This is a genomic window from Williamsia sp. z71, from assembly GCF_059553375.1.
This window is the reverse complement of sequence record NZ_JCANWX010000007.1, coordinates 67,929-81,780: the sequence shown is the minus strand read 5'-3', so window position 1 is coordinate 81,780 and position 13,852 is coordinate 67,929. Positions and strand designations below refer to the sequence as shown.

Here is a 13,852-nt window from a genome sequence, read left to right as displayed (position 1 = left end):
CGCGGAGCCCGACCGAACCGGACATGATGGTCCGTATGCAAAGGCAATTGGGATCTGTGGTGGTGACGGGTGGCGGCGGTCAGTTGGGCAGCCGGTTACGTGTTCAGGGGGGCGCTCTCGTACGCCCTCTGACCTCGGCAGATCTGGACATCACGGACCCGGTGGCGGTGGATTCCGTGCTGGGCGGTCTCGGACCGGACGACGTGGTCATCAACTGCGCTGCCTATACCGCCGTCGACGCCGCCGAGACGGATCGGGACCGCGCCCACGCGATCAACGTCACCGGGCCCGCCAACCTGGCGGCCCTGACCGCCTATACCGGCGCCCACCTGATCCACATCTCGACCGACTACGTCTTCACCGGTGTCGCCGACCGTCCGATGGAACCGGACGATCCGACCGGACCCAAGTCGGTCTACGGCCAGACCAAGCTCGCCGGAGAGGTCGCGGTCCGCGCCGGCGACCCGTCGGCCACCGTGGTCCGCACGGCGTGGGTGTACACCGGCGCGCCCGGCTGCAATGACTTCGTCGCGACCATGCGCCGCCTCGAGGGCGAACGCGACACGGTGTCGGTGGTGACCGACCAGGTCGGATCACCGACCTACTCGGCGGACCTGGCCGACGGTCTGCTGCAGCTCGCCGCACAGATCTGCGCCGGCGGGTCACCGGCGACCGGAACGATCCTGCACGCCACGAACGCCGGCAGTTGCAGCTGGTTCGACCTGGCACAGGCCGTTTTCGCGGAGATCGGCGCCGACCCGGCGCGGGTGCTGCCCACCACGTCGGAAGCCTTCCCGCGCCCGGCGCCACGTCCGGCGTACTCGGTGTTGTCCGGTCAGTCCTGGCAGAAGGCCGGATTGACACCCCTGCGGGACTGGCGCTCGGCTCTGGCCGCCGCGGTCCGCGCTTGACCGGCGGGCAGGGCGTGATGGGTGGGACTCACGAGGTGTCCGGCTACCCTGTGGCGGTGACTGATGAGCAGGTTTCCGACCGCGTCGCAGTGGTGACCGTGACGTATTCGTCCGGCGACTACCTGGCGCGATTCATCCAGACGCTCGATGACGCGATGACCGGTACGCCGGCGGTGATCATGGCAGACAACGGATCTGATGACGGTGCGCCCGAGCTGGCCGCCGAGAGGTACGACCACGTCTCGCTGCTGCACACCGGCGGCAACATCGGCTACGGCGGAGCGGTCAACCGCGCCGTTGCCGAGGTGGATCCGGCCATCGAATACGTGATCGTGGCGAACCCCGATGTCGAGTGGGCGCCGGGTTCGATCGACCGGTTGTTGGACGCGGCGGATCGCTGGCCGCGGGCCGGGGCACTGGGCCCATTGATCCGCGAACCGGACGGCACGATCTATCCGTCGGCGCGGCGGGTTCCGAACCTGGTCTCCGGAACCGGACATGCGATCTTGGGGACGATCTGGAAGTCCAATCCCTGGACCGCGGCGTACCGGCAGGATGCCGTCGACGTGTCCGAGCGCGCCGTGGGGTGGTTGTCCGGGTCGTGCCTGCTGGTGCGGCGTGAGGCCTTCGATTCCATCGGCGGTTTCGATTCCCGCTATTTCATGTACATGGAGGACGTCGATCTCGGTGACCGGCTCGGCCGGGCCGGCTGGCTCAACGTGTTCGTACCCGACGCGGAGGTTCTGCACACGAAAGGCCATGCGGCCGGACGTGATCCGGGAAAGATGTTGCCTGCACACCATCGCAGCGCGTATCGGTTCCAGGCCGATCGGCACCCGCACTGGTGGCAGGCGCCGCTGCGGCTCGCCCTGCGCGCAGGACTCGCGGCGCGCTCGGCGGTGGTTGTTGCGGCGGCCAAACATGCTGCCCGCAAGGAAAATTCAGTAAACAGCTCGACGACCGACAGCTCGACGAAAGGTGCAAAGTGACCCCAGATGATGGTGTGACATCCCCGGCGACCGACGCCCTGACAGATGATGTCCAGGCCGTTATCTTGGTCGGCGGCAAGGGAACTCGCCTGCGTCCGCTGACGTTGTCGGCGCCCAAGCCGATGTTGCCGACGGCGGGTGTGCCGTTCCTGACCCACCTGCTCGCCCGTATCAAAGCGGCCGGGATCAAACAGGTCGTGCTGGGAACCTCGTTCAAATCGGAGGTCTTCGAACAGCATTTCGGCGACGGGTCGAAGATGGGCTTGTCGATCACCTACGTGCACGAGGCCGAACCGATGGGTACCGGTGGCGGTATCCGTAACGTGCTCGGGCACTTGACCGCCAAGACCATCCTGGTCTTCAACGGCGACGTCCTGTGTGGCACCGATGTCCGCTCCATCATCGACACCCATCAGACCTCCGGCGCCGAGGTGACGTTGCATCTGGTGCGGGTCGGGGATCCACGGGCATTCGGTTGTGTGCCAACCGACGAGACGGGCCGGGTCACCGCGTTTCTCGAGAAGACCCAGGATCCGCCCACCGATCAGATCAATGCCGGCTGTTACGTCTTCAACCGTTCGGTCATCGAGCAGATCCCCGCCGACCGGCCCGTCTCGGTGGAACGCGAGGTCTTCCCCGGACTGCTTGCCGACGGGGCGCATGTGCAGAGCTACGTCGACTCCGGTTACTGGCGCGACATGGGTACCCCCGAGGACTTCGTCCGCGGCAGTGCCGATCTGGTGCGCGGTATCGCGCCGTCGCCGGCGCTGAGCGGGCCTCGCGGTGAATACCTGGTCCACGAGGGCGCCGGTGTGGCCCCGGGAGCGTTGCTCATCGGCGGCACGGTCGTCGGCCGTGGGGCCGAGATCGGTGCCGGCGCACGACTCGACGGCGCCGTCATCTTCGATGGTGCGGTGGTCGAGGCCGGCGCGGTGATCGAACGCTCGATCATCGGCTTCGGGGTCCGGGTCGGACCGCGTGCCCTGATCCGGGATGGCGTGATCGGCGACGGCGCCGACATCGGGGCCCGCTGCGAACTGCTTCGCGGGGCGCGGGTCTGGCCAGGGGTGAAGATCCCCGATGGTGGAATCAGGTTCTCGACAGATGTCTGACACCGTCGCCTCGCCATCGTTCAAACGCTTTGTCGTCCTCGGTGATTCGTTTGGCGAGGGTGTGGGCGACGTCGAGCCCCGCTGCCCGAACGGGGTGCGGGGCTGGGCTGATCGGGTGGCCGAGGTGATGGCCCGTGCCGATCCGGAGTTCCGGTATGCGAACCTGGCGATCCGCGGGCGGCTGTTGTCGGCGGTCGTGTCCGAACAGCTCGGTCCGGCCGTGGAGATGAAGCCGGACCTGGTCGCCATCAGTGCCGGCGCCAGCGACCTGTTGCGGCCGAACGTCGACATCGACACGCTGATCGAGGATTACGACGCAGCGATCGGCCGGTTGCAGGACACCGGCGCGAGGGTGGTCACCTTCACGGTCCACGACACCGGTAACAAGCCGGTGTTCGGGGCGCTGCGTGGCCGATTCGCGGTTTACAACGAGTTGCTGCGCGAGGTCGTCGACCGTCGCAACCTCACGCTGGTCGACTTCTGGCGGATGCGGGCGTTCCGCGAACGCGGTATGTGGGAGTTCGACCGGATGCACATGTCGACGGCCGGACACGTGTACATGGCCATCGAAGTGCTCGACGCGCTCGGCGTCGAACACGATCTGGTTCCGGTGGAACTCGGTCCGCCACAACCGGTCTCGCCGACACAGCGGCGTCGGGACAGTCGGCAGTGGACGGTCGAGCACGCGATGCCCTGGGTGGGCCGCCGGCTCCTGGGCGTGTCCACCGGCGACACGATCGCACCCAAATACCCCGAACTCACCGCGATGACACCGAGCACCTGACCACACGGCGCCCAGCCAAAACCGGGTGGCTAGTCGGCGGCGGGTGCCTTGGCCGCTGCCAGGAGTCCCCGGCCGAGTGGGATGACCACCGGCAGCAGCGAATCGTCGTCGGCGATGAGCATTGCCGCTTCGCGCGCCGCGAGCGCCGCCTGATCGGACGTGGCCGGGTCGGCGACGGTCCCGTCGGCCGAGGCGTTGTGGACGACCAGTACCCCGCCATCGCGCAGCAGTCGGAGTCCTTCGGCGACAAACCGCGGCTGGTCGGTGACCGCGCCATCGATGAACACCAGGTCGTAGCCGCCGTCGGAGAGGCGGGGGAGCACCTCGGCCGCGCGGCCGTTGATCAGCCGAGTGCGACCGGGACTGATGCCCGCGGTGTTGAACGACATCTTTGCCGCGCGGTGGTACTCGCCTTCGGAATCGATGGTGGTCAGCACGCCGTCGGTGCGCATGCCGTTGAGGAGCCACAGTCCGCTGATCCCGGCGCCGGTGCCGACCTCGACCACGGATTTCGCGTCGACCAACCGGGCCAACAGCGACAGTGCGGCACCCACGGCCGGGGTGATCGAGGGCGCTCCGAGTTCGTCGGAACGCTCGCGGGCCAGGCGTAGCGCCTCGTCTTCGACGATCGCGGCCTCGGCGTAGCTGCTCAGCACTGCTGGGTCGATGACAGGCGGCGGGGAATCGGTGTTGGCGGGCTGGCTCTCATCGGACACAGATCTGAGGTTAGCGCCGCCCGCCGGATTGGCCGCCTAGGCGCGCTGAGCAGCGGTATCCGAAGTCGATCGCCATGGTCGCGGGACTCTCAGGGAACACTCAGGCCGCTCATAGTGCGTACACACCCCGGTCGGACAGGGTCAGGGGGAACAACCGGCCAGGTGTCGGCGTTGCCTCCGGTAACAAATCTCGACTATCAGTGCGCGTATCAAATGGCCGGAGCATTCCACCGGTCCTGGGAAGAGAGTTGATCAGATCGTGACAGAGACCAACCGCGAAGACGGTAACGGGACTCTCGCTGTGTTCGACACCAACGATTTTTCAACAGAAGCACAGGCCGGGACGGCGCGTTTCGACGCCACCGGCGACGCGAACCTGATGCCGGCCTGGGATGAGCTGGTTCGGGAACACGCCGATCGGGTCTACCGGTTGGCCTACCGGCTCTCCGGCAATCAGCATGACGCCGAGGATCTGACACAGGAGACCTTCATCAGGGTCTTCCGGTCACTCTCGAGCTACAAGGCCGGCACATTCGAGGGCTGGCTTCATCGCATCACCACCAATCTGTTCCTCGACATGGTCCGGCGCCGGAACAAGATCCGGATGGAAGCGCTTCCCGAAGACTACGACCGGGTACCGGGCAACGACCCGGATCCCGAACAGATCTTCAATGACGCCAACCTCGACCCCGATCTGCAGAGCGCTCTTGACTCCCTGGCGCCCGAATTCCGTGCTGCGGTGGTCCTGTGTGACATCGAAGGTTTGTCGTACGAGGAAATCGCCGCAACCCTGGGCGTCAAGCTCGGCACGGTTCGCAGCCGCATCCACCGTGGCCGGCAGGCCATCCGCGGACACCTCGCGGCGAGTGGTCACCACTCGGGGAGATCGGTGATGACGCCGGACTCCTGATCCACCTGCCCGACCGGGAACCCGAGGGGATGTGAATTCGTTATCGATGTTGGACGTGGACGCGGCAAGATTGCGTCCGAGTCCGTAGAGTCGAGGCGAATTGTCGAGATGCCCCGCGGGATTGTCCTGTCCGTCAAGGAATCCGGTGGGCACGGAAGAGGAAGGAGTGATTGCGGTGAGTGAACGCACACCCGAAGACTCCGGCCCCGCAGATTCGAACGGCGCCGAACCAACGGGCAACGGGGATCGTCCCGAGGCCATGCGGAACCGGCGACGGTCGCTGGGATGGTTCCCGGCGTCGTCGATGGTCTCGGCCAACAAGAACTATCGAGCACCCGGCAGTATCGGCGGACGTCGATTCCTGTCCACCGAGCATCTCGCCACCGAGGCGGTGGCCGCCTACGTGGACGGCGAGCTGCGGATGAATGCCTACATGCGTGCCTCTCAACATCTGGAGTTGTGCGCGCAATGCCGCGCAGAAGTCGATGCGCAGAGTTCGGCGCGCGCCGCACTGCGACGCTCCGGAGAAATCGTCATGCCCGCAGGTCTGCTGGGCGCGCTCAACCAGATCCCGACCCGCGAGATCGACCTGCGCGCGACCGCCGATCCGTCGCACGCCGCGCCCGACGAGTCGCTGCGCGATGCGCCGTCCTTTCCCCCGCATCGGGACCAGCGCCGGCGTAACCGCTGACGATGGCCGCCGCGATTGTCCGCTGCGGCGGTGCCGCGATTGTCCGCTGCGGCGGTGCCGCGATTGTCCGCTGCGGCGGTGCCGCGATTGTCCGCTGCGGCGGTGCCGCGATTGTCCGCTGCGGCGGTGCCGCGATTGTCCGCTGCGGCGGCGCCGCGATTGTTTTGTGCTGACCGCCGGGTAGCCTCGGTGAGGATCGATCGGCGGTGCCGGTGGGTCTGCGACCGAATAGCCGCGAGCGAGGGGTTCGAGTTTTTCATGAGACCGGATGACCGGGCGGCCCAGTGACCGACACTGACAAGTACGGCCCCGGCGCAACACCTCCTTCCTCCTCGCCGGACAACATCGGCGAGGCCCCACGTCTGGGTCCGCGACCCAACGAGCGTCCACCCGTGCCGCCGCAGACCGCCGCGGTGTTCGGGCGACCGGAGGGTGTCAGCGGCGCGTTCGCGCCGTCGGAGAACACTCCGTCGCGCAGCCCCCAGCCGGTCGTGTCGAATCCCGATCCGGTGTTGCGCGAGGCGTTTTCCCGGCCCGACGGCGCAGACTCCCTGCAGCGAGACCCGGACGAGGTCGCGGGTGAGGTGGACGCTCGATCCGAACCCGAGGACCCGTGGCGCGATCCCGATGCCGCTGCCGGCCTCGGTGCACCGGCCGTGCAGACCGAGGTGCCCCCGGAACCGACCACACCCGGCCCGAAGCTCGGTGTACGCGAAGTCCTCTTCGACCGGAAGGTCAGCTGGCAGGCCCTGGCAGTGCTCGCCGTCATCGCAGTGCTCGTCGGCGTGGTCGGCGGACTGATCGGCCGACTGACGGCGGAGGTCACCTCACCACTGCACTCGGACACGGTGAGCCTGTCCGGTGGCGACGACGACAACGAGGCCGAACCACGCAGCCAGGTGGCGCGCGTGGCCAAAGCCGTCGAGAAGTCGGTGGTCATGGTCGACGTGCGGCTGCCCAACGGTGGTGGCACCGGGTCCGGCGTTGTCATCGACGACGAGGGGTACATCGTCACCAACAACCACGTGATCTCGATGGCCGCCAACGACAGCAACGCCAAACTCGAGGTGGTCTTCTCCGACGGCACCCGCGTGCCGGCGCGCATCGTCGGCCGCGACATCCGTACCGACCTCGCGGTCCTCAAGGTCGACAACGTCGACAACCTCACCGTCGCGAAGCTGGGCGACTCGGACAAACTGCAGATCGGCGAAGAGGTGGTGGCTTTCGGAGCACCCCTGGGCCTTGATCGCACGGTCACCAGCGGCATCATCAGCGCCATCGATCGTGCCGTACCGCTTCGGCCGGACGAGACGTCGGACACCGATGCGGTCATCGATGCCATCCAGACCGACGCCGCCATCAATCCCGGCAACTCCGGTGGTCCACTGGTCGACGACCAGGGCCGGGTCATCGGCATCAACACCGCTGGCCTGGCACCGAACGGCGGTTCGATCGGCCTCGGCTTCGCCATCCCGGTCAACGAGTTCCTGCCGGTGGCGCAGGCGCTGATCAAGGATGGCCGGGTGGTCCACGCCCAGATCGGTGTGAATGCGAGTTCCGTCCGCAACGACCAGGTTCTCGGGGCCCAGATCCGCAATGTCGTCGAGGGTTCGCCCGCGGCGCGGGCGGGAATCCGCGAAGGCGACGTGATCACCGAGTTCGACGGCCGGGTGACCGACGACGCCGACGAACTGACGGTGGCCGTTCGCACATCCGAGATCGGCAAGCCGGTGAAGTTCGAATACTGGCGCGACGGCCGGACCTTCGAGGGAACCGTCACCCCCGCCTCTGACTGAGAGCCGGTGACCGAGTCCCGGACAGCTCCTCCGATTCAGAGGTTCTCTGGCAGGTTCCTGTCAGATCGCCCGGTCGATTCGACAGCGGCTCACTTACCAGTAATCTGGAACCCGTGTTCAGCAGCGTTGGGTGGGGCGAAATCCTGATCTTGATGATCGCGGGTCTGGTGATCCTCGGTCCCGAGCGGCTGCCCGATGCGCTGAAGTGGACGCTGAAGTCGGTGCGCCAGGCCCGTGACTACGCCACCGGCGCCACCAGTCAGCTCAAAGAAGACCTCGGGGCTGATTTCGAGGACCTGCGCAAGCCGCTGGCAGAACTCAACGAACTGCGGGGGATGAGCCCTCGCAAGGTCATCACCAAGCATCTGCTCGACGGTGACGATTCGTTCTTCACCGGCAATTTCGACGCGCAGACCAAGGTCAAACCGGTATCCCAGCCGTTGCCCACCACCGACGAGAACGCCAAGGTCCTCTCGCCGGGTTCCCTCGAGAAGCCTGCCGCGCCGTCGTTGTCCAAGACGCCGACTGCGGCGCCCGCCCCGGCTGTCGAGGCGACCGGCGTGGACCGCTGGGACGCCACCTGATCGGTCGTCGGGCTTCTCTGATCCGTACGCGGTACCGGGATGCGTGAAGGGTTTCGCCGTACACCCCACGGGATAGTGTGGACCGATGGATGATTCGCCGGGCCCGTCGGAAGTCGACCGGACGCTGGGGCTGCTCTGGCGCCATCAGGTAGGTCGGCCTCAGGGGTCGCGCGGACCGAGACAGCGCGTCAGCGTCGACGAGGTGATCGCAGCCGCCATCGCACTGGCCGACGAGGAGGGGCTCGCGGCACTGTCGATGCGGAAGGTCGCCCAACGGCTCGGACTGGGGGCGATGTCGATCTACACCTACGTCCCGGGCAAGAACGAACTCATCGGACTGATGGTCGACGAGGTCGCCGGAGAGGTCGACTACCCGGCCCACACCGGTGATCTACGAGATCGAATGGTCGCGGTCGCCCGGCAGTTGTGGGACGAATACCACCGGCACCCATGGCTTTTGCACGCGCAGAGGGCCAGGCCGTGGATCGGCCCCAACGGGTCGGCGCGCTTCGAATGGCAACTCGAGGCGATTGAAGGAGTGGGCCTGGACGATCTGGAGATGGACAACACGATCGCGGTACTGACCGGCTTCGCCGAGAGTTCGGCCCGCGCGTCCATCGAAGCGGCCGGTGCGCGCACCGAATCCGGGATGACCGACGTCCAGTGGTGGGAGATCAATGCGCCCGTCCTGCAGCGGCTGATGGCCGGAAGCGACTACCCGATCTCGCGGCGGGTGGGGCAGGCCGCCGGCCAGGCCTACGAATCGATGGGCGATCCGGCCCGGTCGTTCGAGTTCGGCCTCGCGCGGATCATCGACGGAGTGGAACTGCTGCTCCGCCGATGACCGCGGTCCGGCCCCGGCGGGTCAGAGTAGCGGTTTGCCGACGCTGCGGGCGGTGTCGATGCCGAGGTTCATGCCGGCCAGGCCCCGTTTGCGGACGGCGATCTTGTCGGCCACCTGACGGAGTGCGGCACCGGCCGCGGATTCGGGAGCCGAGAGCACCAGCGGCACACCCTCGTCGCCGCCTTCGCGCAGGGCGGGGTCGAGCGGGATCTGGCCCAGCAGAGGCACCTCGGCGCCGACCGCGATGGTGAGTCGTTCGGCGACCTTGGCGCCGCCACCGGAACCGAACGGCTCCATCCGGCTGCCGTCGGGAAGCTCCATCCACGACATGTTCTCCACGACACCCAGGATCTTCTGTCGCGTCTGCAGAGCAATCGCGCCGGCGCGCTCGGCGACCTCGGCGGCGGCCTGTTGCGGGGTGGTGACCACCAGGATCTCGGCACCGGGGATGAGCTGTGCCACCGAGATGGCCACGTCGCCGGTGCCCGGCGGGAGGTCGAGCAGCAGGATGTCCAGGTCGCCCCAGAACACGTCGGCGAGGAACTGCTGCAGTGCCCGGTGCAGCATCGGCCCACGCCAGACGACCGGGGTGTTGCCGCTGGTGAACTGGGCGATCGAGATGAACTTCACGTTGTGGCTGATCGGCGGCAAGATCATCTTCTCGACCTGCGTCGGCTTGGCGTCATTGCCCAGCATCCGGGGGACCGAGTGACCGTAGATGTCAGCATCGAGCACACCGACCTTCAACCCGCGATCAGCCAGCGCCGCGGCCAGGTTGACGGTGATGCTCGATTTACCGACACCGCCCTTGCCGGAGGCGACGGCGTACACGCGCGTCAGCGAACCAGGCTGGGCAAACGGGATGACCGGCTCGGCGCGGTCGCCACGCAGGCTCTTACGCAGTTCGGTGCGTTGCTCGTCGTTCATCACGTCGAGTTCCACCGACACCGTTCCGACACCGGGCACGTCGGCGGCGGCGGTGCTCACGCGCTGCGTGATCTCGGTGCGTAGCGGACAGGCGGACGTGGTCAGGTAGATCTCGATGGCCACGCTTGCGTCGGCGGCGATCGAAATCGATTTGACCATGCCCAGGTCGGTGATGGGTTTACCGATCTCGGGGTCGTTCACTTTGGCCAGAGCTGCGCGAATCGCTGACTCGGTCGGCAATGTTGCTTGTGTCATCAGGCGATCAGTTTACGCGCGCACCGAAACTCGCCGGATCCGGCCGGTCGGGACGGGGCCCAGCGGGCCACCATCGATCAAGGAGCGGGCAGCGTCGGCAGCAGCGACTGCAGTTCCGGTGGGAGGCAGACGATCACGCATGGCCCGGGTGTGGGCGGCGGTGACGAGCTCGAAGATGAACTGCTGCTCGGGCTCTCCGACGGGCTGGAGCTGCTGGAGGAGGACGACGAAGACGACGAAGACGACGAACTCGAGCTCGAACTCGGCGGTCGGGGATCCGGCAGCGGGCCCGTTTCGGTGGGCGCGGCGTTGGTGGCGTATCCGGTGGCCCAGGAGAGCACGTTGGCCACGTACTCCATCGAATTGTTGTACCGGAGCACCGCGCTGACCCGCACCTTCTCCGACATGATGTCGGTGACCCCGGAACAGAGGTAACGGCCGGCGGAGTACGTGGCGTCGAAGATGTTGTTGGGATTGACGATGCCGTCGCCGTTGGCGTCCGAGCCCCAGGCGGCCCAGGTCGACGGGATGAACTGCATCGGGCCCATCGCCCGGTCATGTTTGATGTCGCCGTCCACACGCCCGCCGTCCGTGTCGGTGATCACGGCATTGCCGGCCACCGTGCCGTTGAGCACGGGACCGGCGATCGTGGTCAGCGTGGTACCGGAACTGTCGACGTTGCCGCCCCCGGCATGTCCGGATTCGATTCGGCCGATGGCCGCGAGCAGGAACCACGGCAGCTTGCACTGCGGGGTTTCGGCACCGACTCGTTGCTCGGCGAGTTTGTAGGCGTGCAGAACGATCCCCGGGATCCCGAGCGGTCCGGCCGGGAGCGCTGCGGCGGGTATTCGTTGGGGTTCTGCCGCCGAGGTGGGTGCTGCGGCGGCCTCGGGCGGCGGAGGCGGCGGAGTGAAGGCCAGATCAGGACGAGCGGCCGCGGGCAGTATCTCCGCGGCCAGGACGACGTCGTCCACCTCGGTGTCGGCAGACAACGCCGGCGCCGGACCGATCTGGGAACTCGAAGTGACCGCAGCCAGCACCCCGACACCGATGACCGCACAACCGGTCAGCATCTGGATTCGACCCCACTGCACGCGAATGCTCCTGGTTCATCTCCCCGACACCCGGAATGGAACCGGGCGAATGTGAACCACGATACATATTTGTTACTGACGTGCATGTGAAAATCGATTTGTCACGGGTGGACAACTATTGGCGATCCTGCGGTTGGGCGAGACCGCCGGGCCGGACGTCAATCGGGATGCGGGGCACCGGTTTTCCTGGACTCCTCGGCTTTGGCCTTCTCGCCGAGTATGCGCTCGGACAATTCGGTCAGCAGATCGTCCAGTTCGCGCCGCAGGTAGTCGCGGGTGACGGTGTCGCCGACCGCGAGCCGGACCGCGGCCAGCTCCCTGGCCAGGAACTCGGTGTCGGCCTTGGTCTGCTCGGCCCGGACCCGGTCTTCCTCGAGCGAGACCTTGTCGCGGTTCTCCTGACGATTCTGGGCCAACAGGATCAACGGGGCGGCGTAGGCGGCCTGGGTGGAGAACGCCAGGTTGAGCAGGATGAACGGGTACGGGTCCCACTGCAGCGTGACAACCGCGAGATTCAGGAAGATCCAGACGATGACGAGGATCGTCTGGATGGCGAGGTAACGCCCGGTGCCGAGGAACCGGGCGACGCGTTCGCTGTAGACGCCGACCACGTCCGAATCGAGATTCAGACTCCACCGGTGCCGCTCCCCGGGGGTGTCCAGCCGACGTGCCGACCGTGCACTCTGCCGCTCGGCACGGTCCTTCACACGAGGCTCCGACCCGTTTGAACTCATCACCGCATCCTTTCGGTGGTGGCGTCATCGTCGACATCGTCGTCGGCCTCGGTCTCGCGCCAGTCCTCGGGCAGCAGATGGTCGAGGAGATCGTCCACCGTGACCGCGCCGATGAGATGCCCGTCGTCGTCGAGAACCGGTCCGCAGACGAGGTTGTAGGTCGCGAAGTAGCGGGTCACCTTCTCCAGGGAATCCTCGGACCCCAGGCAGGGGAGCCGATCGTCGAGGATGCCACCGACCAGATTGGCCGGCGGCTCTCGCAGAAGCGCCTGGATGTGCACACAGCCGAGATACTTGCCGGTCGGTGTGGAGGTGGGTGGCCGCACCACGAAGGTGAGGGACGCCGAGGCGGGGGTCAGGTCGGGGTCGCGGGCCCGGGCCAGCGCCTCGGCGATCGTCGTGGAGGCGGTCACCACGAGTGGTTCGGTGGTCATCATGCCGCCGGCGGTGTCGGGTGAGTGGCGCATGAGCCGGCGCACCGGTTCGGATTCCTGCGGATCCATCAGCTGCAGCAACACCTCGGCCTCGGTGTCGGGCAGGTCGCCGAGCAGGTCGGCCGCGTCGTCGGGGTCCATGGCCTCGAGGACGTCGGCGGCCCGCTCGACCTTCATATGGGTGAGCAATTCGGTCTGGTCGTCCGAGGGCAGTTCCTGGACGACGTCGGCCAGGCGCTCGTCGTCCAGCGCGGAGGCGATCTCCAGGCGGCGTTTGGCGGGGAGTTCGCGCAGCGCATGGGCGACATCGGCGGCCCGCATGCCATCGAACTGCGAGAGGATCTGGGCCACACCCTGCCCGGGCAACGCCAGTGCGCTCTGCGTCAGGCCGAGGACGTGGTTCCACTCGACCACATGGGTCTCACCACGTCGGCCGAGCCGGGTCCGCGCGCCGCGGACCGCCACCCGGGAGATCACCCAGTCCCGCGTGCGTCGGCGCTCGATCGCCACGTCGACGACCGTCAGATCCTCACCGTGCAGATGCTCGAGGTCCGGATCATCAACACGTACACGCGATTCGACGATCTGGCCGAGGACGAGCGCTTCACCCGGACGGATGATCAGGCGGCGCAGGCTCACGGTACCGGTGCTCAGTGTCACGGAGTTGGGTTCGATGGCGGTGACCCGCGGCATCGGTACAAAAATGCGACGCCGAGTGGTCAATTCCACCGCCAGTCCCAGGACCCTGGGTTGTCCGGTGCCGAACCTGATCGAGACCACCACGTCGCGGACCCGACCGATGGATTCACCATCCGGTCCGATCACCGCCAGACCGGCCAGCCTGGCCACGAATGCCTTGCTCACCGCTGCCATGGACGTAAGGGTAGTTGGGCACCTTCGGCCTTCCCGGTAGCGCCACCGGTACGGCCACGTTCATGACGGATATCGGCGCCGGGCAGAATCGGACATGCGCAGAATCAATCCCGGGCAGAATCAGACGTGGTCGCATCGAGCATCCCCGTTCGGACCACCCGGGGTGTGATCCTGCGTAGCTCTTGTCGCCAGCAACTG

General features: G+C 66.9%; 14 protein-coding genes. 9 read left to right on the top strand and 5 right to left on the bottom strand.

Annotated features, from left to right (window positions below; genetic code table 11):
* Positions 1-26: 26 nt before the first annotated feature.
* Genes rfbD through AC51GR_RS17700 form a run of 4 tightly spaced genes read left to right on the top strand, consistent with a single transcriptional unit; the run spans position 27 to position 3,796 of the window.
* A complete protein-coding gene (rfbD, locus tag AC51GR_RS17715) occupies positions 27-911 on the top strand; it encodes a dTDP-4-dehydrorhamnose reductase (protein WP_496326233.1) in 885 nt (294 codons plus the stop codon).
* A gap of 17 nt (positions 912-928) precedes the next feature.
* Positions 929-1,900 (top strand): glycosyltransferase family 2 protein, encoded by a 972-nt coding sequence (locus tag AC51GR_RS17710; protein ID WP_496326232.1) that lies wholly within the window; start codon positions 929-931, stop codon positions 1,898-1,900.
* Positions 1,897-3,012: a mannose-1-phosphate guanylyltransferase gene (gene manB, locus AC51GR_RS17705; RefSeq protein ID WP_496325964.1), complete on the top strand. Its 1,116-nt coding sequence runs from the start codon at positions 1,897-1,899 to the stop codon at positions 3,010-3,012. Before AC51GR_RS17710 ends, manB begins: the two co-directional genes overlap by 4 nt.
* Complete coding sequence (locus AC51GR_RS17700) at positions 3,005-3,796, top strand: SGNH/GDSL hydrolase family protein (RefSeq protein WP_496325963.1); 792 nt, start codon at positions 3,005-3,007, stop codon at positions 3,794-3,796. The genes manB and AC51GR_RS17700 overlap by 8 nt, the downstream gene beginning before the upstream one ends.
* A 29-nt stretch (positions 3,797-3,825) precedes the next feature.
* Here AC51GR_RS17700 and AC51GR_RS17695 read toward each other — a convergent pair whose 3' ends face one another.
* Positions 3,826-4,512 carry an O-methyltransferase gene (locus tag AC51GR_RS17695; protein WP_496325962.1) on the bottom strand — a complete coding sequence of 229 codons (687 nt, stop codon included), beginning with the start codon at positions 4,510-4,512 and terminating at the stop codon, positions 3,826-3,828.
* Between the two features lie 301 nt (positions 4,513-4,813).
* On the opposite strand from AC51GR_RS17695, the gene sigE reads away from it, so the two are divergent.
* The 5 genes from sigE (at position 4,814) to AC51GR_RS17670 (ending at position 9,337) form a co-directional block, all read left to right on the top strand.
* Entirely contained in the window at positions 4,814-5,422 is a 609-nt protein-coding gene (sigE, locus tag AC51GR_RS17690) for an RNA polymerase sigma factor SigE (RefSeq protein ID WP_496326231.1), read from the top strand.
* Between the two features lie 175 nt (positions 5,423-5,597).
* Positions 5,598-6,113 (top strand): hypothetical protein, encoded by a 516-nt coding sequence (locus tag AC51GR_RS17685; protein WP_496325961.1) that lies wholly within the window; start codon positions 5,598-5,600, stop codon positions 6,111-6,113.
* A gap of 284 nt (positions 6,114-6,397) precedes the next feature.
* A complete protein-coding gene (locus AC51GR_RS17680; RefSeq protein WP_496325960.1) occupies positions 6,398-7,909 on the top strand; it encodes a S1C family serine protease in 1,512 nt (503 codons plus the stop codon).
* A 113-nt stretch (positions 7,910-8,022) separates the two neighbouring features.
* The gene (tatB, locus tag AC51GR_RS17675; protein WP_496325959.1) at positions 8,023-8,493 is read left to right on the top strand and encodes a Sec-independent protein translocase protein TatB; all 471 of its coding nucleotides are present in this window, start codon (positions 8,023-8,025) and stop codon (positions 8,491-8,493) included.
* A gap of 85 nt (positions 8,494-8,578) precedes the next feature.
* Positions 8,579-9,337: a TetR/AcrR family transcriptional regulator gene (locus AC51GR_RS17670; protein ID WP_496325958.1), complete on the top strand. Its 759-nt coding sequence runs from the start codon at positions 8,579-8,581 to the stop codon at positions 9,335-9,337.
* A 21-nt stretch (positions 9,338-9,358) separates the two neighbouring features.
* On the opposite strand, the gene AC51GR_RS17665 is transcribed toward AC51GR_RS17670, so the two are convergent.
* From AC51GR_RS17665 to AC51GR_RS17650, 4 genes are all read right to left on the bottom strand, one after another.
* Positions 9,359-10,519, bottom strand: a complete 1,161-nt coding sequence (locus AC51GR_RS17665) for an Mrp/NBP35 family ATP-binding protein (protein ID WP_496325957.1) — start codon at positions 10,517-10,519, stop codon at positions 9,359-9,361.
* A 77-nt stretch (positions 10,520-10,596) separates the two neighbouring features.
* The gene (locus AC51GR_RS17660) at positions 10,597-11,592 is read right to left on the bottom strand and encodes a lytic transglycosylase domain-containing protein (protein WP_496326230.1); all 996 of its coding nucleotides are present in this window, start codon (positions 11,590-11,592) and stop codon (positions 10,597-10,599) included.
* 179 nt (positions 11,593-11,771) lie between these two features.
* Positions 11,772-12,347: a DUF1003 domain-containing protein gene (locus tag AC51GR_RS17655; RefSeq protein ID WP_496325956.1), complete on the bottom strand. Its 576-nt coding sequence runs from the start codon at positions 12,345-12,347 to the stop codon at positions 11,772-11,774.
* On the bottom strand, positions 12,347-13,654 hold the full coding sequence (locus AC51GR_RS17650) for a magnesium transporter MgtE N-terminal domain-containing protein (RefSeq protein ID WP_496325955.1): 1,308 nt from the start codon (positions 13,652-13,654) through the stop codon (positions 12,347-12,349). Before AC51GR_RS17650 ends, AC51GR_RS17655 begins: the two co-directional genes overlap by 1 nt.
* Positions 13,655-13,852 lie beyond the last annotated feature (198 nt).